The sequence below is a fragment of the Pseudomonas sp. GW823-FHT06B06 genome (assembly GCF_058795195.1).
Genome location: NZ_JBXAHO010000020.1, coordinates 74623 through 99068, shown reverse-complemented (window position 1 = coordinate 99068; position 24446 = coordinate 74623). Strand labels below are relative to the sequence as shown.

Genomic DNA, 24446 nt, shown 5'->3' with positions numbered 1-24446 from the left:
AGGCTCGCTCCCACAGTTAAAATGCATTCCCCTGTGGGAGCGAGCCTGCTCGCGAAGGGGGGGGAGTTCAGCCAGCGAAAAACTCAATACTGCCCCGGCACATTCGGCCAAAGATCCGACACCAGGAACAACCGTTCCGCTTCCTCCCAATCGCCGTGGGCATTTTCCGTCAGGCGTACCAGCAATTGCGCCGGCGCCAAAGGCTCCAGATCGCTGAGCCAAGCTTGCAACTGTTCATCGTCCCAGGTCTGCTCCGCGGGATAGTGCGCCGGTGCCAGCCAGGCATGGCGGGGCAGGGGTTGCCAGCGGCCGGGCGGGCTCTGTGCGAAAAACCTCGTCCAATCCTTTTGATGCAGCCAGCGACCGCGCAAGTGCTGTGGGTGCGCGCCACTGGGCGAGGCCGCCTGTCCCGGCCATGGGTAGAGCAAATAACCGCCCAACCACAAATGCGCGCTGAACTCCCGGATATCCAGCGCCGCCAGCACCTCGCGACTCTCGGCACGCGCGGAAATCGGCAATTGGTGCTGGCTCAGGTGGGCCAGTTTGCGGTCCAGCCGATCGTGGCAGCCCGGACCGAGCCACTGCGCGGTGTCGTGCCCGTCGCCGTTCTGCGGGCCGAGGTAGAGCTTGATCGCCAGTTCCAGGTGATGCACGCCGTCGCGATCGCGCAGCAGCAGGTCCAGCTCGCCCAGGGTGTGACCTTCGCGGCGGATCGGCATGTTGGCGGCAATCAACTCGATGCCGGGCGCATGCTGCACGGCAAACTGCCAAAGCCGTTCATAATAAAGGCCCAGGCGTCGGGTGCGGGCCTGGGCCAGCCAGTGCAGCAAACCGTAACTGTCCCGGTCGAGTTTTCTAAGCCAGGTTTCCAGGTGTTCCGGGGCCTGTACCCAGTCACTGCCAGCCAATGGATGTCTCTGCGGCCAGGGCGTGGCGCCGAGCATCGGCGGGGCGAGGATGACCCACGCCAGGTCGCGCACTTCGGGGTGGCGCAACTGGTGGGGTAACTGCAGCAAATCTGGAAATAGGATCATCTTGCGAGCATAGCCCGAATCGTGGGTGCACCTTGAGGCTGAAAGGATTTTGTCTATCTCGCGCTTTCACCCATAATCGTGTTTTTCGCCGTCGCAGGCCCCCGCGTCCCCATAGGAGCCCCATGGAGCAATTTCGTAATATCGGCATCATCGGACGCCTCGGCAGTTCCCAGGTGCTGGATACCGTCCGCCGACTGAAACGTTTTCTGCTCGATCGTCACCTGCACGTGATCCTTGAGGACACCATTGCCGAAGTCCTGCCGGGCCACGGTTTGCAGACCTCGTCGCGCAAGATGCTCGGTGAAGTCTGTGACATGGTCATTGTGGTGGGCGGTGATGGCAGTCTGCTTGGCGCGGCACGGGCGCTGGCCAGGCACAATATCCCGGTGCTCGGCATCAACCGGGGCAGCCTGGGGTTTCTCACCGACATCCGCCCCGATGAGCTGGAAATCAAGGTCGCCGAAGTGCTCGATGGCCACTATCTGGTGGAGAACCGCTTCCTGTTGCAAGCTGAAGTTCGTCGCCACGCCGAAGCCATTGGCCAGGGCGATGCACTGAACGATGTGGTGCTGCACCCCGGCAAATCGACGCGCATGATCGAGTTCGAGCTGTACATCGACGGCCAGTTCGTCTGCAGTCAGAAGGCCGACGGCCTGATCGTCGCCACGCCCACGGGCTCCACGGCCTATGCGCTTTCTGCCGGTGGCCCGATCATGCATCCCAAGCTCGACGCCATTGTGATTGTGCCGATGTACCCCCATACCTTGTCAGGCAGGCCGATTGTGGTCGATGGCAACAGTGAGCTGAAAATCGTCGTGTCCAAGGATATGCAGATATACCCGCAAGTCTCGTGTGACGGGCAGAACCACTTTACCTGTGCGCCCGGCGACACCATCACCATCAGCAAGAAAGCCCAGAAGTTGCGGCTGATCCACCCCCTCGACCACAACTACTATGAAGTGTGCCGGACCAAACTCGGCTGGGGCAGCAGGTTGGGTGGTGGAGGCGACTGATGCTCGATCCCGCGCGTAGCTACGACCTGATCGGTGACGTGCACGGTTGCGCTCTGACCCTTGAGCACTTGCTCGACCGGCTCGGTTATCACAAGCAAGCCGGCGTTTGGCGTCATGCCTCGCGCATGGCGGTGTTCGTCGGCGATATCATTGACCGCGGCCCACGGATTCGCGAGGCGCTGCACATCGTCCACGACATGGTCGAGGCAGGGCAGGCGCTGTGCATCATGGGTAATCATGAATTCAACGCCCTGGGCTGGGTAACCCCGGCATTGCCTGGCAGTGGCAAGCAGTTCGTGCGCGAACACACGCCGCGCCACGCTCGATTGCTGCATGAAACGTTAACCCAGTTCGAACATCATCCGGGTGACTGGCATGACTTCCAGCAGTGGTTCTATGAACTGCCGCTATTTATCGATGCCGGACGCTTCCGGGTGGTGCATGCCTGCTGGGACGCCGGATTGATCGAGCCGCTGCGGGCATTGTTCCCCGATGGCTGCATCGACGAGCACTTCCTCCAGGCCTCGGCCGTGCCCGACAGTTTTGCCTGTACCGTGTTCGACCGCCTGTTGCGCGGCACCGACATGCGCCTGCCCCATGGCCTGACCATGACCAGCGGCGATGGCCTGACACGCTCGTTCTTCCGTACCAAATTCTGGGAAGACGATCCGCAAACCTACGGAGACATCGTGTTCCAGCCCGACGCCTTGCCCGACCCGGTGGCCCGAACGCCACTGTCGTCAACCGAAAAAAACAACCTGCTGCGCTACGGCGCCGACCAGCCGTTGCTGTTTGTCGGTCACTACTGGCGCAGCGGCAAACCGGCGCCGATTCGTCCGAACCTGGCGTGCCTGGACTACAGTGCGGTGCTCTACGGAAAACTGGTGGCCTATCGACTGGACCAGGAAACCCGGCTCGACCCGCACAAGTTTGTCTGGGTCGATGTCGAGCGACCGGAGGTGTTGCAATGAGCCGGGTCGCAGTCTTGCGCCTGCCGCTGGCGGTGGACCTGAGCGGGTTCGTCAAGTTGTTGCAGCGCATGCAGGTGCCGCATCGGGTCAGCGAGGAAGCTGGTGAACAGGTGCTTTGGGTGCCGGCCAACATCAGCGACGACGTGCGTGTGTTGTACGAGCGCTATCCGGAGGGCGATCCGGAGCACAAGCTCGATATCCCGATCGCGCAGTCGATTCGCCGGCCGAACTTCGCCGAGCAGGTACGCCATGGCAAAGCGACCGCGGCGGTGCTGTTGCTGAGCCTGGTCGTCGGCGCGCTGACACTGCTGGGCGATAACCTGAGTACGTTGCGATGGCTGACGTTTCTCGATTTTCGCGTGGTCGGCGAGTACATCCATTTCGTGCCATTGGCCGACAGCCTGGCAGCGGGGCAGTGGTGGCGCCTGGTGACACCGATGCTGATTCACTTCGGCTTCCTGCACCTGGCCATGAACGGCATGTGGTATTGGGAGTTGGGGCGACGTATCGAATCGCGCCAGGGCAGTGTCAACCTCATCGGCCTGACCTTGTTGTTCAGCCTCGTGTCCAACTATGCCCAGTTCGTGTTCAGCGGGCCAACCCTGTTTGGCGGATTGTCCGGGGTGCTGTACGGCCTGCTCGGGCACTGCTGGATTTTTCAGGTTTTGTCGCCCAACAGCGCCTATCGCCTGCCCCGAGGGGTATTGGCGATGATGCTGATATGGCTATTGTTGTGCATGTCCGGACTGGTCTCGATGATCGGTTTCGGCGAAATAGCCAACGCGGCCCACGTTGGCGGGCTGCTCGTCGGATGCTTGACCGGTTTGTTGGGTGGTTTGTACAACCGCCGTAAACTGGCCGTCTAAAACTGTTATGTGATTCAAAGAGCGCGGAGACCCAATGTCCTCTTTTAACGAAATGATCAAGAACATCACCCCGGATATCTACCAGAGCCTGAAACTGGCAGTGGAGATCGGTAAATGGTCCGACGGTGGCAAGCTCACCGCCGAACAACGCGAACTGTCGTTGCAGGCGATGATCGCCTGGGAAATCAAGAACCTGCCTGAAGAAGAACGTACTGGCTACATGGGGCCGCAGGAATGCAGCTCCAAATCGATTCAAGTACCCAATATCCTGTTCAAGTCGGATGCCATCCATTGATCGAGATTGGCCGCGGTGCAATCAGTAAAATGTCGGCGCGCCTGGACGGGCCGAATGTGCAATATGCCTTTCGCCTGGGCGATCTCGAGGTGCCGGTCAATCCGTTGATCGGCACCACGGTGCGCCTGGAATACCTGGGGGCGATCTACTGCACCCATTGCGGGCGCAAGACCAAGACCAGTTTCAGCCAGGGCTACTGCTACCCGTGCATGACCAAGCTGGCCCAGTGTGATGTGTGCATCATGAGCCCGGAACGCTGCCATTTCGACGCCGGTACCTGCCGGGAGCCGGAGTGGGGCCAGACGTTCTGCATGACCGATCACATTGTCTACCTGTCGAATTCTTCCGGGGTAAAAGTCGGCATCACCCGCGCCACCCAGCTGCCGACCCGATGGATCGACCAGGGCGCCAGCCAGGCGTTGCCCATCATGCGCGTCGCGACCCGCCAGCAATCAGGCTTCGTCGAAGATCTGTTTCGCAGCCAGGTCGCCGACAAGACCAATTGGCGTGCCTTGCTCAAGGGGGACGCGGTATCGGTGGACCTGCCGCAGATCCGTGACCAGTTGTTCGACAGCTGCGCCGAGGGCCTGCAAGGCTTGCAGGAACGATTCGGCCTGCAGGCGATCCAGACTATTGCCGACGTCGAACCGCTCGAAATCCGCTTCCCGGTCGATCAGTATCCGGCGAAAATCGTCAGCTTCAACCTGGACAAGAACCCGATTGCCGAAGGCACGTTGATGGGGGTCAAGGGCCAATACCTGATCTTCGATACCGGCGTGATCAACATTCGTAAATACACGGCTTATCAGCTCGCCGTGCATAGTTAAGGACTCCAGCATGCGCACCGAACAACCGAAGATGATCTACCTCAAGGACTATCAGGCGCCTGAGTACCTGATCGACGAAACTCACCTGACCTTCGAGTTGTTCGAGGACCACAGCCTGGTCCATGCGCAACTGGTGATGCGCCGCAACCCCGAGCGTGGTCCGGGCCTGCCGCCGCTGGTGCTGGATGGCCAGCAGCTGGAGTTGCTGTCGGTGACCCTGGCCGACCGCGAGCTGGGCCTTGCCGATTACCAACTCACCGAGAATCATTTGACTCTGCAGCCGACCAGCACCACGTTCACGGTCGATACCAGCGTCAGGATTCATCCGGAAACCAACACCGCGCTGGAAGGCCTGTACAAGTCCGGCACGATGTTCTGCACCCAGTGCGAGGCCGAAGGCTTCCGCAAGATCACTTATTACCTCGACCGCCCGGACGTGATGAGCACGTTCACCACCACGGTGGTCGCCGAGCAGCACAGCTATCCGGTACTGCTGTCCAACGGTAACCCGATTGCCTCAGGCCCTGGCGAAGACGGCAGGCACTGGGCGACCTGGGAAGACCCGTTCAAGAAGCCGGCGTACCTGTTCGCGCTGGTGGCCGGTGATTTGTGGTGCGTCGAAGACACTTTCACCACCATGACCCAGCGTAATGTAGCGCTACGCATTTATGTCGAGCCGGAAAACATCGACAAGTGCCAGCACGCCATGAACAGCCTGAAGAAATCCATGCGCTGGGACGAAGAGGTCTATGGTCGCGAGTACGACCTGGACATCTTCATGATCGTCGCCGTGAACGACTTCAACATGGGCGCCATGGAGAACAAGGGCCTCAACATCTTCAACTCCAGCGCCGTGCTGGCGAAGGCCGAGACCGCCACCGACGCCGCGCACCAGCGGGTCGAGGCCATCGTTGCCCATGAATACTTCCACAACTGGTCGGGCAACCGCGTGACCTGCCGCGACTGGTTCCAGTTGTCGCTCAAGGAAGGCTTCACGGTGTTCCGCGATTCCGCCTTCTCCGCCGACATGAACTCGGCGACGGTCAAGCGCATCCAGGACGTGGCCTACCTGCGTACCCACCAGTTTGCCGAAGACGCCGGTCCCATGGCTCACGCGGTACGGCCGGACAGCTTCATCGAGATCTCCAACTTCTACACCCTGACCGTGTACGAAAAGGGCTCGGAAGTGGTCGGCATGATCCACACCCTGCTCGGCGCCGAAGGCTTCCGTAAAGGCAGCGACCTGTATTTCGAGCGCCATGACGGCCAGGCCGTGACCTGCGATGACTTCATCAAGGCCATGGAAGATGCCAATGGCGTCGACCTGACTCAGTTCAAGCGCTGGTACAGCCAGGCTGGCACACCTCGTTTGGCGGTGAGCGAGTCTTATGATGCTGCGGCGAAAACTTACAGCCTGACCTTCCGCCAGAGCTGCCCGCCGACCCCGGACAAAGTTGAAAAACTGCCGTTCGTGATTCCCGTCGAACTCGGCCTGCTCGACAGCCAGGGCGGTGAAATTGCCCTGCGTCTTGCCGGCGAAGCGTCGGCGCAGGGGACTTCCCGGGTCCTCTCGGTCACCGAAGCCGAGCAGACGTTCACCTTCGTCGACATCGCCGAACAGCCGTTGCCTTCGCTGCTGCGCGGTTTCTCGGCGCCGGTGAAACTGAGCTTCCCGTACAACCGTGACCAACTGATGTTCCTGATGCAGCACGACAGCGACGGCTTTAACCGCTGGGATGCCGGTCAGCAACTGTCGGTGCAGGTATTGCAGGAACTGATCGCCCAGCAGCAGAAGGGCGAAGCGCTGGTAGTGGATCAGCGGCTGGTTTCGGCCTTGCGTACCGTGCTGTCCGACGAGACGCTGGACCAGGCGATGGTCGCCGAAATGCTGTCGCTGCCAAGCGAAGCGTACCTGACCGAAATCAGCGAAGTGGCCGATGTCGAGGCGATTCACACCGCCCGCGAGTTTGCCCGCAAGCAACTGGCCGATGCGTTGTTCGAAGGCTTGTGGCTGCGTTACCAGGCCAACCGCGACCTGTCGAAAAAGACCCCGTACGTGGCCGAAGCCGAGCATTTTGCCCGTCGCGCACTGCAGAACATTGCGCTGTCGTACCTGATGCTCAGCGGCAAGCCCGAAGTGCTGGCGGCGACGCTGGAGCAGTTCGACGCCTGCGACAACATGACCGAACGCCTGACTGCGCTCGCCGTGCTGGTCAACTCGCCGTTCGAACAGCAGAAAGCCAAGGCACTGGCCAGCTTCGCCGATCACTTCAAGGACAATCCGTTGGTCATGGACCAGTGGTTCAGCGTACAGGCCGGCAGTGTGCTGCCGGGTGGCCTGGATCGCGTCAAGGCATTGATGCAGCACCCGGCGTTCAACATCAAGAACCCGAACAAGGTGCGGGCCCTGATCGGCGCGTTCGCCGGGCAGAACCTGATCAACTTCCATGCGGCGGATGGCTCCGGGTATCGCTTCCTGGCGGATCTGGTGATCGAGTTGAACGGCTTCAACCCGCAGATCGCTTCGCGCCAACTGGCACCGCTGACTCGCTGGCGCAAGTACGACAGCGCCCGTCAGGCGTTGATGAAAGGCGAACTGGAGCGCATTCGTGCTTCGGGGCAGTTGTCCAGTGACGTGTTTGAGGTGGTGAGTAAAAGCTTGGCTTGATGACCGTGTGAGCGAGTTTTTTCGCAACGGCTGTTGAAATACTGAAATGCCCGTATCTTGCGCTACGGGCATTTTTTTGTGGCTTATACGGTGCCGCGATTGAATGTAAGTTCCAGCGGGTTGAAGAGAGATCTGAAGAAGTCGTCGACTGTGCGGACGGCCATTTTGTCTTCCGAGGTCAACTGCGTCGACTTGAATCGCTCAATCATCTGTTGATCGATCGTTCGAATAGCTCTGACAACCGTTCCATATTTATCCGCATCTTTCGGATGGTCCGCAGTCAACTTATCAGCGAACGTCGCCAGGCAATCCAGAACCGAGGAAAAAAACGTATCCGGGTAGAGGCCTGCATTACTTGGTAGATAAGCAGTATTAAACAAGTAATTCAGCGTGGTGGAAAACTCGCGAATAATGGCGAGATTATCGGCGAGCGTGGTGTATTTGGCTTCATCACAGAACGGGAATGATTCAATCTGAAATGGCGTCTCGCTGTTTATCTTGAGTTGTTGGGCATAGGTGTAGGTTTGTCGAAACACCGCGGCGGGCGTACCGCTGACAATAACCGTGCCGAGTGGTTTTCCACCCTGAATGTCACGGTTGATGATGTCCGCGACGTTAATTGCGTTTTGACCGCTGTTGGTCGAGAAGGGGTCAACTGTGATCCGTTGTGGGGCGATGCCTTTTTCCATCAGCAACTCTTTAAAGCGGTCACCTTCGGTTTTGTTGGTCGCGATGGCATGGCGATCCGTCGTGCCGTGGCCACCGAAGCCGCTGGTAATAAAGTTGATGTGCTTGCTGTCCGCGAGTTTGTCGGCGATGTATGAGACGTAGGTTTCGTCGTTGTTGCCGTTCAACACTATGTAGCTGCCCGGCGTGTCATGGCTTTTTATCCAAACGGCCATGTCGCTCTTGGAAGGGCTGAGTGAAGTGACTTTGCTGTTGTCGACGGTCAAGGCAATCGGTGAGGTGAGTACTGATAGACGACCCTTTGTAGCGTCGCCCAAGCTGGACTGAATGCGTGTGGCCAGTTCTATCTGCGGTGAGTTGCCTGCAGGTTTTAGTTCAGCGAGTTCATGCCCTTCCTTGATCAGGTTGCGCATGGTGAGCGCGGTGTTCAGGATGGTTTTCGCATTGGCCAGAGTCTGTTCGAGTGGCTTCGCCGCGCTGTCATTCGAATAAGGGCGCGCCACGGTGATTAGGCGTCCGGAGGTCAAGATATACCCATTGGGAACAGTGAATTGATTTAGCCGATTGTTCTTGGTCAGCACTAATTCAGCTTTTCCTTGGCATGCTTTATCCAACCCTTTTGAAACAGGTGTGGAGCCCGTTGGTTGGGAGCAGCGTTCGAGAGACTGACTGGATGAGGAGCCGTTTACCGAGGAAATCATTTCACGCCTTCATGGTTAGTAAATTTGAATCAAAATAGGGCGGGGGCAATTCGATATCTGTCAAAAAACGATCATGACTACAGTTCGGCGCTGCTGCTTTTGCTCTCGCATCGCGACGACTCTGTTCTTACGGGCGCCCCCCCGGTTGGCTTCGGTCCCGCCGCAGACGAATCACGCCCCGGTTTTTCCTCCGGTAACTGCGCGAGTGCCACAAACTTCTCCTGTCCCTGGCAAACGAAATTCACCGCTTTCGCAATGGGTGTGGGGACTATCGGACGGTCGTTGTTTGCGAGAGGGCGGCTGGATGAGGCGCCAATTGGGAAGGAATCATTTCTTGCTGTCCATGGGGAGTCAATGCGCGCCACCATAGGGGAACGACAAGTCGGCTTCTGACAAAAAACGCTCATCGATACAGTTCGCTGGACTGCATGAGTCAGCCTGGCTTGATCCTGATGCCGCGCAGTGCCAGTCACTGCGCGGCGAACGGGTTACGGCAGCGAGAAAATTTTCGTGGCCAGTTCCTTGTCGATGTGGCCGCGATAAATGTCGATTTTCTGGTGAGCGTTTTGTGCCTTGGCCAGTGCCGTGGCATTGGTTTCAAAGCGCTGATCTTTGGTTTTCAGGCTGGCGGCGGTGTAATCGGCGTTGGCATCACTTGATGTTTTGTAATGAAAGTGCGCATACCACAATGGCCGATTGTTATTGTTCATCAGAACGTATTCCTGCAAAAAGTCCTGGCGTCCGGTTTTCAGTTGTATGCGTTCGCCGATTTTTTGCGGGTGAACCTCCTTGTGACGAAACAGATACTCCACGGCTTCGCTGGTAGGGGCTTGGGCCAGGGATATTTGGATACGCAGTTGCGTTGCTTTTTCCTTGATTGTTCCAGCCGTGAGCCGCAGGTCTTTGACGAGGTCGGCATCCTTCTGCGAGTTTGACGGTGCGTTTTCGTGGCGTTCCAGGCGGTCCGCATAGTCGATCAGATTCTGTGCCGTGTTCTGCAAGCTCTCTTCGATTCCCTTTGGATGGCCCGCCCCTCGTGCGTAGCCATCGAATTTGTGCACCAGCTCATCGATTTTCGCCAACGCCTTTCGAGCATCGCCCTTGAGTTGCGGGTAGGGAGTCACGCGCGCTTTCGGTGCGGTTTTACTCGCTTCGACGATTTCCACCCAGGCATTCGATTTATCTTCGCGGAACGAGGCCAGTGGCTGGTCTTCGAAAGGGCTTCTGACGTCGACAATGTCTGTGCCCTGATTGGCAACTCGAGCCCGAACCTCTCCGATCAATGTGCCTTTGACAGTGTGGATGACCCGCTTGCGGGAGGGTGATGTAGCGGGAAGTTCGGCTTTCGATGTCGGGGACGGCGTTTCAGCGCTCTTCAGTTCATCAGCCAGACGGTGCTCGGCATCGTCGCGCAATTGTCCAACGATTTCACACAGATGGGCGAACCGGTCCGGCTGCAATTCATCGGATCTCAGGATGCCAATACTGGTGAGCCCTACCATGGCGGTGTCGTAGTGTTTGACCAGGTTATCCAGTACGGCAATACGATCGTCGCTTTTATAGTGCTTTGAGATTTGAAGCTCAATATAGGACGAGAACAACAACTGCAGGGGTGCCATAACGTCAAGCAGTGCTGCTGACGTGTCGCTGCCAGGCTCCTTGGCGCCGAGAGAGGTCAAGGTGGTCAGTTGGCAGACCTTGGTACCCAGCACGCTAATTTCATTATCGGGCCTGTTGCTGGTCAATCGCTCCCAGGCCTCGGCCCCCTGGTGCGACATCCCTTGAAGTTGGCGAAGACGGCTCCCCACCTCCGTATGAAGCTTGATCAGCGTTTCGTAGATTTCGCAGAGTTCACCCATGTATTCCAAAAAACCATCCACTACGACAGTACCTTCGGTTAGCAGGGCTGTAGCGAGCTGCACCTCATCACTATTGGAATGGGTGTACTTGCATTTAGCTGCTTCGAGATCCAGGCCTTTAATGGTGATTTGCGCATAAGCATTGTTGATCAGATTTTCCTGCAGCTTGCACCCTAATTGGGCAATGTCAGGAGCAACCCTCAAGCCAATCAATTCCGTGGTCACGTCCAGCAGCGTGACATAGCTTGTGCTTTGAGCGTCCAATACGACGGCGTAACGTTGTCTGAACTGTGCCCGTTCCTGTTCGGAGCACGATGGATCGTTCATTTTGCTCTGCATGACGTTGTATGTGATATCAACGCGCTTTTGCATCTGTTTCTGTTGCCCCAGCAACTTCTCCAGATCTTGCATTAGCCCTGCGAAGCGCTGCTGGTTTTGCTCTCGCATCGCGACAACTCTGTTCTTACGGCCACCCCCGATTGGCTTCGGTCCCGCCGCAGACGAATCACGCCCTGGTTTTTCCTCCGGTGATTGCGCGAGTGCCACAAACTTCTCCTGTCCCTGGCAAACGAAATTCACCGCTTTCGCAATGGGTGTAGGGACTATCGGACGGTCGTTGTTTGCGAGAGGGCGGCTGGATGAGGCGCCAATTGGGGAAGGAATCATTTCTTGCTGTCCATGGGGAGTCAATGCGAGCCACCATAGGGGAACGACAAGTCGGCTTCTGACAAAAAACGCTCATCGATACAATTCGCTGGACTGCATGGATCAGCCAAACACCGGCATAGACCGTCCATGGATAACACGATCACCCGCGGTAATACCCGACCATTCACCCGGGACGCATCGACCCGCGGTTAACAAAACATAACGTGCCGTCGATTGTCAGCCGTCGAAAAACACCGATAGGATAAGCCAGCTTCCGAAGGGGCTCTGGATTGCGGGTTTCAAGACTATGCTTTTGAAACAGGACGTCCCGTGAGTACCCCTTTCGGCGCCCTGAAAGGTTGAACGACCTAACAATAATAAAGGGGGAAGGTCTATGAGTGAGCCTGTCATGGGTGTGGGTATCTGCCGCCCGCCGGCATTGCGCAAATTCGCGTTGCTGGCTACAGCGCTCTCGCTGTTGGGCTGTGCCGTGTGGTCAACATCGGTGCTGGCCGCTGACGCGCCAGCGTCCAACGTCGTTTATTCCGTTGAATCGGCCAAGGCCAGCAAAAGCCTGGTGCTCGATGTCGTGCACGCCGGCAAGCGCCTGGTGGCGGTCGGGGATCGCGGGCACATTCTGTATTCCGACGACCAGGGTTCCACCTGGACCCAGGCCAAGGTGCCGACCCGCCAGTTACTGACTTCAGTGTTCTTTGTCGATGACAAGCACGGCTGGGCCGTGGGGCATGACGCGCAGATCCTCGCCAGCGAAGACGGTGGTGTCACCTGGACCAAGCAATTCGAAGATCTGAAACGCGAATCGCCGCTGCTCGACGTCTGGTTCCAGGACGCCAACAGCGGTTTTGCCGTAGGCGCGTATGGTGCGTTGATGGCCACCACCGACGGCGGCAAGAACTGGGAAGACGTCAGCGACCGCCTGGACAACGAAGACCAGTTCCACCTCAACGCCATCACGGCGGTCAAGGATGCCGGCCTGTTTATCGTTGGCGAGCAGGGCAGCATGTTCCGCTCGGCCGATTGGGGCCAGACCTGGGAAAAACTCGAAGGTCCGTACGAGGGTTCGCTATTCGGTGTGATCGGCACCGCGCAACCCGATACGCTGTTGGCGTATGGCCTGCGCGGCAATCTTTACCGCTCCACGGATTTCGGCAGCACTTGGGAGCAGGTCAAGCTCAAGGCTGAACGCGGTGATCTGGAATTCGGCCTGTCCGGCGGTACATTGCTTGACGATGGTTCCATTGTGATCGTCGGCAACGGCGGTTCGGTGATCAGCAGCAGCGACAACGGTGAAACCTTCAGCGTCTTCAACCGTCGGGATCGTATCTCGCTCTCATCTGTCGTCGCCGCAGGGAACGGCAATCTGATTCTGGCTGGACAGGGCGGCGTTCGCGCCACTTCGCCAAATGGCGCTGAGCTGGGCAAATGAGCCGGGTTAATAATAAGAAGGCGTAGTCATGACATCCTTAAGCACCCATCATCAGGACAAGGCGACGTTTCTTGAGCGCCTGATCTTCAACAACCGCCCGGCAGTGATTTTCATCTGCCTGCTGGTCAGTGTTTTCCTGTTCTGGCAGGCGACGCTGATCCGCCCGTCCACCAGCTTCGAAAAAATGATCCCGCTCGAGCATCCGTTCATCCAGAAGATGATGGAGCACCGTAACGACCTGGCGAACCTGGGCAACACCGTCCGCATTTCCGTGGAAGCCACCGACGGCGACATCTTCTCCAAGGAGTACATGGAGACGTTACGCCAGATCAACGACGAGGTGTTCTACATCTCTGGCGTCGACCGCTCCGGCCTCAAGTCGCTGTGGAGCCCGAGCGTGCGCTGGACCGAAGTGACGGAGGAGGGCTTTGCTGGGGGTGAAGTGATCCCGCAGAGCTACAACGGCTCCCAGCAAAGCCTCGACCTGTTGCGTAACAACGTGCTCAAGTCCGGGCAGGTCGGGCGCCTGGTGGCCAACGACTTCAAGTCGAGCATCGTCGACATCCCGCTGCTGGAGTCCTACCCGGACCCGCAGGACCAGGGCAAGCTGCTGGCACTGGACTATCGCAAGTTCTCCCACGAGCTGGAAGATAAGATCCGCGACAAGTTCGAGAAACAGAACCCCAACGTGAAGATCCATATCGTCGGTTTCGCCAAGAAAGTTGGCGACCTGATCGACGGCCTGGTGATGGTGGTGATGTTCTTCGGTGTTGCCTTCGTCATCACCCTGATCCTGCTGTACTGGTTCACCAACTGCATGCGCAGCACAGTGGCGGTATTGAGTACCACCCTGGTGGCGGTGGTCTGGCAGTTGGGGTTGATGCACTTCTTCGGCTTCGGGCTCGATCCCTACTCGATGCTGGTCCCGTTCCTGATCTTCGCCATCGGTATTTCCCACGGCGTGCAGAAGATCAACGGCATCGCCCTGCAATCCAGCGAGGCGGAAAACGCCCTGACGGCGGCGCGGCGCACCTTCCGCCAGCTGTTCCTGCCGGGGATGATCGCGATCCTCGCCGATGCGGTGGGCTTCATCACGCTGCTGATCATCGATATCGGTGTGATCCGCGAGCTGGCCATCGGTGCTTCCATCGGTGTGGCAGTGATTGTGTTCACCAACCTGATCCTGTTGCCAGTGGCGATTTCCTACGTGGGTATCAGCAAGCGTGCCGTGGCTCGCAGCAAGAAGGATGCGATCCGCGAGCACCCGTTCTGGCGCCTGTTGTCGAATTTTGCCAGCGCGAAGGTTGCACCGGTTTCGATTTTCCTGGCGCTGGTCGCCTTTGGCGGTGGCCTCTGGTACAGCCAGAACCTGAAGATCGGTGACCTCGACCAGGGCGCGCCGGAATTGCGTCCGGACTCGCGCTATAACAAGGACAACAACTTCATCATCAGCAACTACTCCACCAGTTCCGACGTGTTGGTGGTGATGGTCAAGACCAAGGCCGAAGGCTGCTCGCGCTACGAAGCCATGGCGCCGATTGATGAGCTGATGTGGAAGATGCAGAACACCGAGGGCGTGCAGTCGGCGATCTCGCTGGTCACCGTGTCCAAGCAGATGATCAAGGGCATGAACGAGGGCAACCTGAAATGGGAAACCCTGTCGCGTAACCCGGACGTGTTGAACAATTCCATCGCCCGCGCCGATGGCCTGTACAACAACAGCTGTTCATTGGCACCGGTGCTGGTGTTCCTCAACGATCACAAGGCCGAAACCCTGGACCGTGCGGTGCATGCGGTGCAGGAATTCGCCAAGGAACACAACACCGAGAACCTGGAATTCATCCTGGCGGCCGGTAACGCGGGGATCGAGGCGGCCACCAATGAGGTGATCAAGAAGTCCGAACTGACCATCCTGATCCTGGTGTACATCTGCGTCGCGGTCATGTGCATGATCACCTTCCGTTCCTGGGCGGCGACCTTGTGCATCGTGTTGCCGCTGGTGCTGACGTCGGTGCTGGGCAACGCCCTGATGGCCTTCATGGGCATCGGCGTGAAAGTCGCGACCCTGCCGGTGGTGGCGCTCGGGGTGGGGATTGGCGTGGACTACGGCATCTACATCTACAGCCGTCTGGAAAGCTTCCTGCGTGCCGGCCTGCCGTTGCAAGAGGCGTATTACCAGACGCTGAAATCCACCGGCAAGGCCGTGCTGTTCACCGGCTTGTGCCTGGCCATCGGTGTATGCACCTGGATCTTCTCGGCCATCAAGTTCCAGGCTGACATGGGCCTGATGCTGACCTTCATGCTGCTGTGGAACATGTTCGGTGCGTTGTGGCTGCTGCCGGCACTGGCGCGGTTCCTGATCAAACCGGAAAAGCTGGCGGGGCAGAAGGGTAATTCGCTGTTTGCTCACTGATCCCTGGTTGAAACAAAAAAGCCGCAACCTCAGGGTTGCGGCTTTTTTTTGTGCGTGAAGATCAAAAGATCGCAGCCTGCGGCAGCTCCTACAGATGTACATCATTCCCCTGTAGGAGCTGCCGCAGGCTGCGATCTTTTGATTTTGCTTTACGAGGGATCGGTGCCAAGCACTACATTCAGCGCACTACGCGCATCGTCCAGTTGCACCAGCGTCGCATGCCGCGCACCCAGCGCATCGCGGTTTTCGATGGCCGTGAGAATCGCCTTGTGCCGCGGCAACGCCAGCTCATGCAGGTTTGGCCGCTGATTGGAATGCTTCAACGCTTCGGCAATCGCTACCGACAGCATGTTGCACAGGTTGGCCAGCAAGTCGTTGTGGGTGGCGTCGGCTATACGGCTGTGGAAATCCAGGTCCGGTTGCAGCAAGGCTTCCGGCGTCGGTGCCGCCTCCATGCGCTGGTAGGCTTCACCGATGGCGGCAATGTCCGCGTCGGTGGCGAACTGCGCGGCGAGGGCGGCGGCGGCCGGTTCGATGATGCTGCGCACACTGGTCAGCAGGTCGAAGAACTGGTTCTGCGGGCTGCTTTGCATCAGCCAATGCAGGACGTCCGGGTCGAGCATGTGCCATTCCTTGCGCGGCTTGACCACCGTGCCGACCCGCGGACGGGAATAGACCAGGCCCTTGGCGACCAAAACACGGGTGGCTTCGCGCAACACCGGCCGGCTGACGGCATACTCCTCACAGAGCAGGGCTTCGGCGGGCAGTTTGTCGTCCGGCAGGAAACGTCCCGAGACGATCTGCATGCCCAGTTCCTGGACGATGCGCGAGTGCATGCTTTTGCGGTCGGAGGGTTTGCGGTAATCCATGGGGAACGGCGCGGTCCTGTGCGATGGCGATGCCGCGCATGATAACAGGCGCGGCAAAGTCTTGAAGTGATCGTTCCCACGCAGAGCGTGGGAACGATCAGGGGGAGGGCAACGGAGTCAGTGGGAGTGGCGGGGTACCTCGGCGCCTCGGCAACCGACCAGGAAGTCAAAGTCACAACCCTGATCCGCCTGCAACACATGGTCGATGTACAGCTGGCGATAGCCGCCCACCAACAATTGCTGTGGCGGCTGCAGGTCGACCATGCGCGCCGCCAGTTCGGCATCCGGGATGTCCAGGTGCAGACGACCGCTGGCGCAGTCGAGTTCGATCCAGTCGCCTTCCTTCACGGCTGCCAACGGACCGCCAGCCGCTGCTTCCGGGGCGACATGCAAGACAACGGTGCCATACGCGGTACCGCTCATGCGCGCGTCGGAAATGCGCACCATGTCGGTCACGCCCTGGGCCAGCAGCTTGGCCGGCAAGCCCATGTTGCCGACTTCGGCCATGCCCGGATAACCCTTCGGCCCGCAATTCTTCATGACCAGGATCGAGTTGGCATCCACGTCCAGTTCCGGATCGTTGATTCGTGCCTTGTACATGTCGAAGTTCTCGAACACCACGGCTCGCCCGCGATGCTGCATCAATTCGGGTGTGGCGGCGGAGGGCTTGAGCACTGCGCCCAGTGGCGCGAGGTTGCCGCGCAATACGCAGATCCCGCCGTCGGCGCGGATCGGGTTGTCGAGGGTGCGGATGACTTCGTCCTCGCCATAGATCGGCGCGTCCTTGGTGTTTTCGCCGATGGATTTGCCGTTGACGGTCAAGGCATCGGGATTCGGGATCAGGTTGGCTTCGCCAAGGCGGCGTAATACCGCTGGCAAGCCACCGGCATAGTAGAACTCCTCCATCAGGAAGCGCCCGGACGGTTGCAGGTCGACGATGGTCGGCATGCCGCGACCGATGCGGGTCCAGTCGTCCAGGTCAAGCTCCACGCCGATGCGGCCGGCGATGGCCTTGAGGTGAATCACGGCGTTGGTCGAACCGCCGATGGCGGCGTTGACCCGGATGGCATTTTCGAAGGCTTCCTTGGTGAGGATCTTCGACAGCTTCAAATCCTCGCGCACCATCTCCACGGCACGCATGCCGGACATGTGCGCCAACACATAACGACGAGCATCCACGGCGGGAATCGCCGCGTTGTGGGGCAGGGAGGTGCCCAGTGCCTCGGCCATGCAGGCCATGGTCGAGGCGGTGCCCATGGTGTTGCAGGTGCCGGCCGAGCGAGACATGCCGCCCTCGGCCGCGAGGAAGTCGTCGAGGGTGATGGTGCCGGCCTTGACCTGTTCGCTCAGTTGCCAGACCACGGTACCCGAGCCGATGTCCTTGCCTTTGTGCTTGCCGTTGAGCATCGGCCCGCCGGTGACGACGATCGCTGGCACGTCGCAACTGGCCGCGCCCATCAGCAATGCCGGGGTGGTCTTGTCGCAGCCGGTCAGCAGTACCACGCCGTCGATCGGGTTGCCGCGAATGGCTTCCTCCACGTCCATGCTCGCCAGGTTGCGGGTCAGCATGGCGGTCGGGCGCAAGTTGGATTCACCGTTGGAGAACACCGGAAATTCCACCGGGAAGCCTCCAGCCTCGATCACTCCGCGCTTTACGTGTTCCGCGATCTGGCGGAAGTGCGCGTTGCACGGGGTCAGTTCCGACCAGGTGTTGCAGATGCCGATGATTGGCTTGCCATGAAACTGGTGATCGGCGATGCCCTGATTCTTCATCCAGCTGCGGTACATGAAGCCGTTCTTGTCGGCGGTGCCAAACCAGTGGGCGGAGCGCAGGGTGGGTTTCTTATCAGACATGATCGATTCTCTTATTGTATGACTATATTGTTCGAGCTGAGGCGTAACATAAGCGCAAATTCGCCTGTTTGGAAGTGTTGTTGGTTAAATAGTATTACTATATAGTCGGTTTCAGCGGAGGGATGGCCCTGACGGTTAGCCGTGAGAGGCGTCCCCCGAGGTTCTATAAAAACAACAATCGGAGACCGATCCCATGAGCCAGGAATTGCGGCTGATCCGCCGCATCACACTGAAACTGATTCCCTTCCTGATCCTGCTGTACCTGATCGCCTACGTGGATCGCTCCGCAGTGGGCTTCGCCAAACTGCACATGGGCGCCGACATCGGTCTCGGTGATGCGGCGTACGGGTTGGGCGCAGGGCTGTTCTTCATTGGCTATTTCCTCCTGGAAATCCCCAGCAACCTGATGCTTGACCGTTTTGGCGCACGACGCTGGTTCGCCCGGATCATGGTCACCTGGGGCGCCATTACCATCGGCATGGCGTTCGTCCAGGGGCCGAACAGCTTCTACCTGATGCGCTTTTTGCTCGGTGCAGCGGAAGCCGGGTTCTTTCCTGGCGTTCTGTACTACATCACCCAGTGGTTCCCGGTGCGCCATCGCGGCAAGATCCTGGGGTTGTTCATCCTGTCCCAACCCATCGCGATGATGATCACCGGGCCCGTGTCCGGCGGGCTGTTGGGCCTGGATGGCGTTCTTGGCCTGCACGGCTGGCAGTGGCTGTTCATCGTCATCGGCAGCCCGGCGATCCTGCTGACCTGGCCGGTACTGCGCTGGTTGCCGGATGGCCCGCAACAGGTGAAGTGGATGGACCAGGCCGAGAAGGACTGGCTGAGCGGCGAACTGCAAAAAGACCTGCAGGCATACGGCCAGACCCGCCACGGCAACCCGCTGCACGCGCTCAAGGACAAACGCGTGTTGCTGCTGGCGCTGTTCTACCTGCCAGTGACCCTCAGCATCTATGGCCTGGGCCTGTGGCTGCCGACCCTGATCAAGCAGTTCGGCGGCAGCGACCTGGTGACTGGGTTCGTGTCATCGGTGCCCTATGTCTTCGGGATCGTTGGTCTGCTGATCATCCCGCGCAGCTCCGATCGATTGAATGATCGTTATGGTCACTTGGCGGTGCTGTATGTGTTGGGCGCCATCGGCTTGTTCCTCAGCGCCTGGCTGACGTTTCCGGTACTGCAATTGATGGCGCTGTGCCTGGTGGCGTTCGCACTGTTTTCCTGCACGGCGATTTTCTGGACCTTGCCCGGGCGCTTCTTTGCCGGCGCGAGTGCGGCGGCGGGGATTGCCCTGATCAACTCGGTAGGCAATCTCGGCGGCTACATCGGCCCGTTCGTGATCGGCGCGCTCAAGGAATACACCGGCAACCTGGCATCGGGGCTGTATTTCCTGTCCTGCGTGATGGTGTTCGGCCTGGTGTTGACCGGCGTGGTGTACCGCCAGTTGGAGCGCAAGCATGTGTTGCCGGCGGATGAGTTTGCCGCCAGTGCGCGTGGGGCTACCCGTACTTGAGGATTCACAACGATCTCCTGTGGGAGCGAGCCTGCTCGCGAAGGCGCAGCGTCAGCCAACAGATAGGTTGGATGTGATGACCTCTTCGCGAGCAGGCTCGCTCCCACGGGGACCTTCGTTGGATTTGAGATTTGTCACAGGAGAAAAATCATGCGTTTGGTTCAGTTCGAATTGAGTAACGGCGAGCGCCGTGTCGGCGTGGTCGAGGGGGCGCAGGTCCTGGAAGTTCGTGAGGCACGCACGGTTCGCGACCTGGCGCTGGCAGCGATCGAAGCGGGTGTCAATCTTGAGCAACAGGTGCAGAGCCTGGGCTTGGGTGTCAGCCACGACTATGCCGAACTGCTGGCGCAATTGCGCATCCTGCCACCGCTGGATCACCCGGATCCGGCGCACCTGCTGGTCAGTGGCACTGGCCTGACTCACCTGGGCAGCGCGTCGGCCCGGGACAAGATGCACCAGCAGGTCGGTGACGAAGCCGCGATGACCGATACGATGCGCATCTTCAAATGGGGCGTGGAAGGCGGCAAGCCTGCGGCCGGTCAGGCGGGCGTGCAGCCGGAATGGTTCTACAAGGGCGATGGCAGCATCGTTGTGCGCCCCGGCCAGCCATTCCCCTTGCCACCGTTTGCCGAAGACGCCGGTGAAGAGCCTGAACTCAGCGGCCTTTATGTCATCGGTCACGACGGCAAGCCGTATCGCCTCGGCTTTGCAGTCGGCAACGAGTTTTCCGATCACGTGATGGAGCGCAAGAACTACCTGTACCTGGCCCATTCGAAACTGCGCAGTTGCAGCTACGGCCCGGAGCTGCGGGTCGGCGAGCTGCCGCAACACCTGGCCGGCACCAGTCGCATCCTGCGCGACGGCCAGGTGCTGTGGCAGAACGAGTTCCTCAGTGGCGAGGCCAACATGTGCCACAGCCTGGCGAACCTTGAGTACCACCATTTCAAGTACAGCCAGTTCCTGCGTCCTGGGGACGTGCACATTCACTTCTTCGGCACCGCGACCCTGTCCTTCGCTGACGGCATTCGCCCCCAACCGGGCGATGTGTTCGAGATCAGCCAGGGCGAATTCGGCGCGCCCTTGATCAATGGCATCGTTGCGGTCGATGCGGCGTTCGAACCCGGCACTGTCGGCACTCTTTAAGGAATTTCCCCATGCTTCGAATTCTTGGCCACAACTACATCGGCGGCCAGCGCAGTGCGCTGGGCAGCGTCAAATTGCACAGTGTCGACGCCGAGACAGGCGAGACGTTGCCCCACGATTTTACCCAGGCCACGCCGCAAGAAGTCGATGCCGCCGCCAAGGCCGCCGCGCAGGCGTATTCGGCTTATCGCAGTCTGAGCGCGGAGCGTCGCGCAGAATTTCTCGATGCCATCGCCAACGAACTGGATGCGCTGGGCGATGAGTTTGTCAGCCTGGTGTGCCGCGAAACGGCATTGCCGGCCGCACGGATCATCGGTGAGCGTGGCCGCACCAGCGGGCAGATGCGCTTGTTCGCCAATGTGCTACGGCGCGGCGATTTCTACGGGGCGCGTATCGATCAGGCGCTGCCTGAGCGCCAGCCCTTGCCACGTACAGACCTGCGCCAATACCGTATCGGTCTCGGCCCCGTTGCAGTGTTCGGGGCCAGCAACTTCCCCTTGGCGTTTTCCACCGCCGGTGGCGACACGGCATCGGCCCTGGCTGCCGGTTGCCCGGTGGTATTCAAGGCCCACAGCGGTCACATGGCCACGGCCGAGCAGGTGGCCGATGCGATCATCCGTGCAGCAGAAAAAACCGCGATGCCGGCCGGCGTGTTCAACATGATCTACGGCGGCGGAGTCGGTGAAGCGCTGGTCAAGCACCCGGCCATCCAGGCGGTGGGCTTTACCGGTTCGCTCGCGGGTGGACGCGCGCTGTGCGACATGGCAGCGGCACGCCCACAACCGATCCCGGTGTTCGCCGAGATGTCGAGCATCAATCCGGTGATCGTGCTGCCCCAGGCACTGCAAGTGCGCATGGAGACCATCGCTCGCGGCCTGTCGGCTTCGGTGGTGCAAGGCTGCGGTCAGTTTTGCACCAATCCTGGCCTGGTAATGGGTATCCGTTCGCCGCAGTTCACTGCTTTCCTCGAGTCACTGGCGGACATGATGGCCGATCAACCGGCGCAGACCATGCTCAACGCCGGGACGCTGGGCAGCTATGCGCAGGGCTTGCAAAAGCTCCTTGACCATCCCCGTATCGAACACCTGGCGGGTAAACCGCAACAAGGGCGTCAGGCGCAACCGCAATTGTTCAAGGCCGATGTCAGCTTGCTGATCGAGGCTGATGAAGTGCTGCAAGCGGAAGTCTTCGGCCCGACCACAGTGGTCGTCGAAGTGGCGGATCAGGCGCAACTGAGCGCCGCGTTGAACGGTCTGCATGGTCAATTGACCGCGACGATCATCGGTGAGCAGGCCGATTTCGAACAGTTCAGCGAACTGACGGGGTTGCTGGAGCAGAAGGTCGGGCGAATCCTGCTCAATGGTTATCCGACCGGCGTGGAGGTCTGCGATTCGATGGTGCACGGCGGGCCGTATCCCGCGACCTCGGATGCGCGCGGCACGTCGGTAGGGACCTTGGCCATCGACCGTTTCCTGCGCCCGGTGTGTTTCCAGAACTACCCCGACAGCCTGCTGCCGGATGTGCTGAAGAACGCAAACCCGCTGGGTATCCAGCGCCTGGTGGATGGCAAGCCGACTCGCGATGCCCTTTGACATGATCGTTCCCACGCTCTGCGTGGGAATGCAGCCCGGGACGCTCTGCGTCCCTTCCAGAGCCGAACGCGGAGCGTCCGTTCAGGCGTTACCACGGGGACCGTGGGAACGATCAGTCGATCATCAGGTGCATGAGCTATCATTGCGTTCTTCCCATTCAAAGATTGACTGCCATGACTGCCGTAACAGATACCTTGCTCAACGCCCTCGAACATTGCGGGATGGTGGAAATCGACGGGCTGCACGCCTTCGAATTCGCCCTCGATGTCGACGACAACCTGCACATCGAATGCATGGACGGTCGAGCGGCCAGGCACTGGGAATTCACCCCGGCACAGATCCAGGCCGCGACCTTTGACACCACAGAGCAGAATTGGCTGATCCACGATAACGTCGGTGAACACCGTCTGGTATGCCTCGGCGACGTCATCAGCGGCGACAACGACGACGACGATGATGATCAACAGGATGCGTAACGTCTGGCCACTGCTGATCGCCGGCAGCATCGGCGCCATGGGCGTCCAGGTGGCATCCGCCGATAACTATCAATTGCTCGTGGGTTCCTACACCGCCGGGCAAAGCCAGGGTATCTACCGGCTTAACTTCGACAGTGCGACCGGGCAGATCGACGCCAGGCCGCTGCAAGTGATCCAGAGCGAAAACCCGTCCTGGCTGACCCTGTCCAGGGATCAGCAGCGGGTGTTCGTGGTCAACGAAAATGGCCCGGGCCAGACCGATCCGGTCGGGCGGGTCAGCAGTTATGCCATCGACCCCAAGACCCTGGTACTGACCCTGATCAATCAGGTACAGAGCCTGGGCAACGAGCCAACGCATTCGAGCCTGAGCCTTGAAGCGAGCCACTTGTTTGTCAGCAACTACTCGGTGGCTGAAGATCCGGGCGGCACCTTGGCGGTGTTGCCGGTGGCGGCGGACGGCTCGTTGAAGCCGGTGGTGCAGATGAGTAGCCATCCGGCCAGCCGGGTCAACCCCGAGCGGCAGATGTCGGCGCACGTGCACGCGACGATACCGTCGCCAGACGGCCAATACGTGTTTTCCAACGACCTGGGGGCGGACAAGGTCTTTGCCTACCGCTTCGACCCAAAGGCCAATCCTGACTTGCCGTTGACCCCGGCAACACCGTCGTTCGTGCAGCTGCCGCCCGGTAGCGGGCCGCGCCATCTGCTGTTCAGTGCCGATGGCAAGCACGCCTGGCTGACCATGGAAATGAGCGCGCAAGTGGCGGTGTTCGATTACCGCGACGGCAAGCTTGAGCAAACCCAGTTGGTCGATCTGGCTGCCGGTCAGCCCGTTTCGGACAAGGCCGCCGCTGCCTTGCACGCATCCAGGGACGGCAAGTTCCTGTATGTCAGCAACCGTGGTACGGCCAACCAGCTGCTGGTGTTCGCCATCGACCCGGCGACGGGGCATCTCAAGGAACTGCAAAGGCGCCCGGTAGAGGGCGATCATCCACGGGAGTTCAGCCTCGATCCGAGCGGCAAATTCGTGCTGATCGCCAATCAGAAAAGTAACCAGATTGTCGTCGTCGAGCGCGATGCCATCACCGGCTTGCTGGGTAAAACCGTGCAAAAACTGCCGATGGATGCACCGAGTGACCTGAAATTCATGGTGCGTCAATAGGCCGCAGGCTCCGGTTGATGGGGCCTGCATCCTTCTATCAATGAGGGTGATATCTGTAAGTGTCACAAAGCATTTCAGGCTGATAACCCTCGAGGGTTAAGTTTGCTTCACGGCCCCACCGGGCAAGCAAGCCAACTGACTTCGAGGAATATCCGCATGAACTTCAATCTCTTCTCCGTAATCGCCGCTTCCGCCATTTCCGCCACCGTGGCCCTGCCAGCCAGCGCCAACGTTGAAATCAGCGACAAGAAAGCCCACGCCCAGAGTTACACCCAGAAATACCTGCAACAGAGCGCCAACTTCTACGCCGCCCTGGATCACAAAACCCAGCACTGAAAGACCCGACCAGCAGCCTTTTATGCAGGAGCGAAGTCACTTGCCGATCGAAGCCCAGGCAGCGAAAGG

Annotated in this window: 19 protein-coding genes; 14 read left to right on the top strand and 5 right to left on the bottom strand. The window is 59.5% G+C overall.

Annotation, left to right across the window (positions count from 1 at the left end):
- Nucleotides 1–83: 83 nt before the first annotated feature.
- A complete protein-coding gene (locus AC1Q8Q_RS19255; protein ID WP_151142387.1) occupies nucleotides 84–1034 on the bottom strand; it encodes a DUF1853 family protein in 951 nt (316 codons plus the stop codon).
- Between the two features lie 122 nt (nucleotides 1035–1156).
- Between AC1Q8Q_RS19255 and AC1Q8Q_RS19250 the strand changes: the two genes are divergently transcribed.
- The 6 genes from AC1Q8Q_RS19250 to pepN are packed head-to-tail and all read left to right on the top strand — an operon-like array spanning nucleotide 1157 to nucleotide 7674.
- Nucleotides 1157–2047, top strand: a complete 891-nt coding sequence (locus tag AC1Q8Q_RS19250; RefSeq protein ID WP_020799297.1) for an NAD(+) kinase — start codon at nucleotides 1157–1159, stop codon at nucleotides 2045–2047.
- Complete coding sequence (locus AC1Q8Q_RS19245) at nucleotides 2047–3018, top strand: metallophosphoesterase (protein ID WP_020799298.1); 972 nt, start codon at nucleotides 2047–2049, stop codon at nucleotides 3016–3018. The genes AC1Q8Q_RS19250 and AC1Q8Q_RS19245 overlap by 1 nt, the downstream gene beginning before the upstream one ends.
- Nucleotides 3015–3884 (top strand): rhomboid family intramembrane serine protease, encoded by an 870-nt coding sequence (locus AC1Q8Q_RS19240; RefSeq protein WP_168758020.1) that lies wholly within the window; start codon nucleotides 3015–3017, stop codon nucleotides 3882–3884. The genes AC1Q8Q_RS19245 and AC1Q8Q_RS19240 overlap by 4 nt, the downstream gene beginning before the upstream one ends.
- Before the next feature lie 34 nt (nucleotides 3885–3918).
- Entirely contained in the window at nucleotides 3919–4179 is a 261-nt protein-coding gene (locus tag AC1Q8Q_RS19235; RefSeq protein ID WP_020799300.1) for a YeaC family protein, read from the top strand.
- A complete protein-coding gene (locus AC1Q8Q_RS19230) occupies nucleotides 4176–5006 on the top strand; it encodes a DUF2797 domain-containing protein (RefSeq protein WP_492615371.1) in 831 nt (276 codons plus the stop codon). Before AC1Q8Q_RS19235 ends, AC1Q8Q_RS19230 begins: the two co-directional genes overlap by 4 nt.
- Nucleotides 5007–5016: 10 nt before the next feature.
- Nucleotides 5017–7674 carry an aminopeptidase N gene (pepN, locus tag AC1Q8Q_RS19225; protein WP_492615370.1) on the top strand — a complete coding sequence of 886 codons (2658 nt, stop codon included), beginning with the start codon at nucleotides 5017–5019 and terminating at the stop codon, nucleotides 7672–7674.
- Between the two features lie 83 nt (nucleotides 7675–7757).
- Here pepN and AC1Q8Q_RS19220 read toward each other — a convergent pair whose 3' ends face one another.
- Both AC1Q8Q_RS19220 and AC1Q8Q_RS19215 read right to left on the bottom strand, forming a co-directional pair.
- Nucleotides 7758–9062, bottom strand: coding sequence for an ElyC/SanA/YdcF family protein (locus AC1Q8Q_RS19220; protein WP_225441919.1), 1305 nt, complete (start codon nucleotides 9060–9062; stop codon nucleotides 7758–7760).
- Between the two features lie 488 nt (nucleotides 9063–9550).
- Nucleotides 9551–11467 (bottom strand): hypothetical protein, encoded by a 1917-nt coding sequence (locus AC1Q8Q_RS19215; protein WP_492615369.1) that lies wholly within the window; start codon nucleotides 11465–11467, stop codon nucleotides 9551–9553.
- Nucleotides 11468–11963: 496 nt separating this feature from the next.
- Here AC1Q8Q_RS19215 and AC1Q8Q_RS19210 point away from each other — a divergent pair, with 496 nt between their 5' ends.
- Nucleotides 11964–13016, top strand: coding sequence for a WD40/YVTN/BNR-like repeat-containing protein (locus AC1Q8Q_RS19210; protein ID WP_454865797.1), 1053 nt, complete (start codon nucleotides 11964–11966; stop codon nucleotides 13014–13016).
- 28 nt (nucleotides 13017–13044) lie between these two features.
- Nucleotides 13045–15429, top strand: a complete 2385-nt coding sequence (locus AC1Q8Q_RS19205; RefSeq protein ID WP_020799306.1) for an efflux RND transporter permease subunit — start codon at nucleotides 13045–13047, stop codon at nucleotides 15427–15429.
- Nucleotides 15430–15578: 149 nt separating this feature from the next.
- Here the strand turns inward: AC1Q8Q_RS19205 and AC1Q8Q_RS19200 are convergent, their stop codons facing one another.
- Together AC1Q8Q_RS19200 and AC1Q8Q_RS19195 are read right to left on the bottom strand one after the other, a co-directional pair.
- Complete coding sequence (locus AC1Q8Q_RS19200; protein WP_110752136.1) at nucleotides 15579–16298, bottom strand: FadR/GntR family transcriptional regulator; 720 nt, start codon at nucleotides 16296–16298, stop codon at nucleotides 15579–15581.
- A gap of 117 nt (nucleotides 16299–16415) precedes the next feature.
- Nucleotides 16416–18152, bottom strand: coding sequence for an IlvD/Edd family dehydratase (locus AC1Q8Q_RS19195; protein ID WP_168758023.1), 1737 nt, complete (start codon nucleotides 18150–18152; stop codon nucleotides 16416–16418).
- A 193-nt stretch (nucleotides 18153–18345) separates the two neighbouring features.
- Here AC1Q8Q_RS19195 and AC1Q8Q_RS19190 point away from each other — a divergent pair, with 193 nt between their 5' ends.
- The 6 genes from AC1Q8Q_RS19190 (at nucleotide 18346) to AC1Q8Q_RS19165 (ending at nucleotide 24377) form a co-directional block, all read left to right on the top strand.
- Nucleotides 18346–19668, top strand: coding sequence for an MFS transporter (locus tag AC1Q8Q_RS19190; RefSeq protein WP_454865798.1), 1323 nt, complete (start codon nucleotides 18346–18348; stop codon nucleotides 19666–19668).
- A gap of 150 nt (nucleotides 19669–19818) precedes the next feature.
- Nucleotides 19819–20811 carry an AraD1 family protein gene (gene araD1, locus AC1Q8Q_RS19185; RefSeq protein ID WP_033044800.1) on the top strand — a complete coding sequence of 331 codons (993 nt, stop codon included), beginning with the start codon at nucleotides 19819–19821 and terminating at the stop codon, nucleotides 20809–20811.
- A gap of 11 nt (nucleotides 20812–20822) precedes the next feature.
- Nucleotides 20823–22403, top strand: a complete 1581-nt coding sequence (locus AC1Q8Q_RS19180) for an aldehyde dehydrogenase (NADP(+)) (RefSeq protein WP_492615368.1) — start codon at nucleotides 20823–20825, stop codon at nucleotides 22401–22403.
- A 173-nt stretch (nucleotides 22404–22576) separates the two neighbouring features.
- Nucleotides 22577–22879 carry a DUF5629 family protein gene (locus AC1Q8Q_RS19175; protein ID WP_240963550.1) on the top strand — a complete coding sequence of 101 codons (303 nt, stop codon included), beginning with the start codon at nucleotides 22577–22579 and terminating at the stop codon, nucleotides 22877–22879.
- Nucleotides 22872–24041, top strand: coding sequence for a lactonase family protein (locus AC1Q8Q_RS19170; RefSeq protein ID WP_492615367.1), 1170 nt, complete (start codon nucleotides 22872–22874; stop codon nucleotides 24039–24041). The genes AC1Q8Q_RS19175 and AC1Q8Q_RS19170 overlap by 8 nt, the downstream gene beginning before the upstream one ends.
- Nucleotides 24042–24197: 156 nt before the next feature.
- Entirely contained in the window at nucleotides 24198–24377 is a 180-nt protein-coding gene (locus tag AC1Q8Q_RS19165) for a hypothetical protein (RefSeq protein WP_020799315.1), read from the top strand.
- Nucleotides 24378–24446 lie beyond the last annotated feature (69 nt).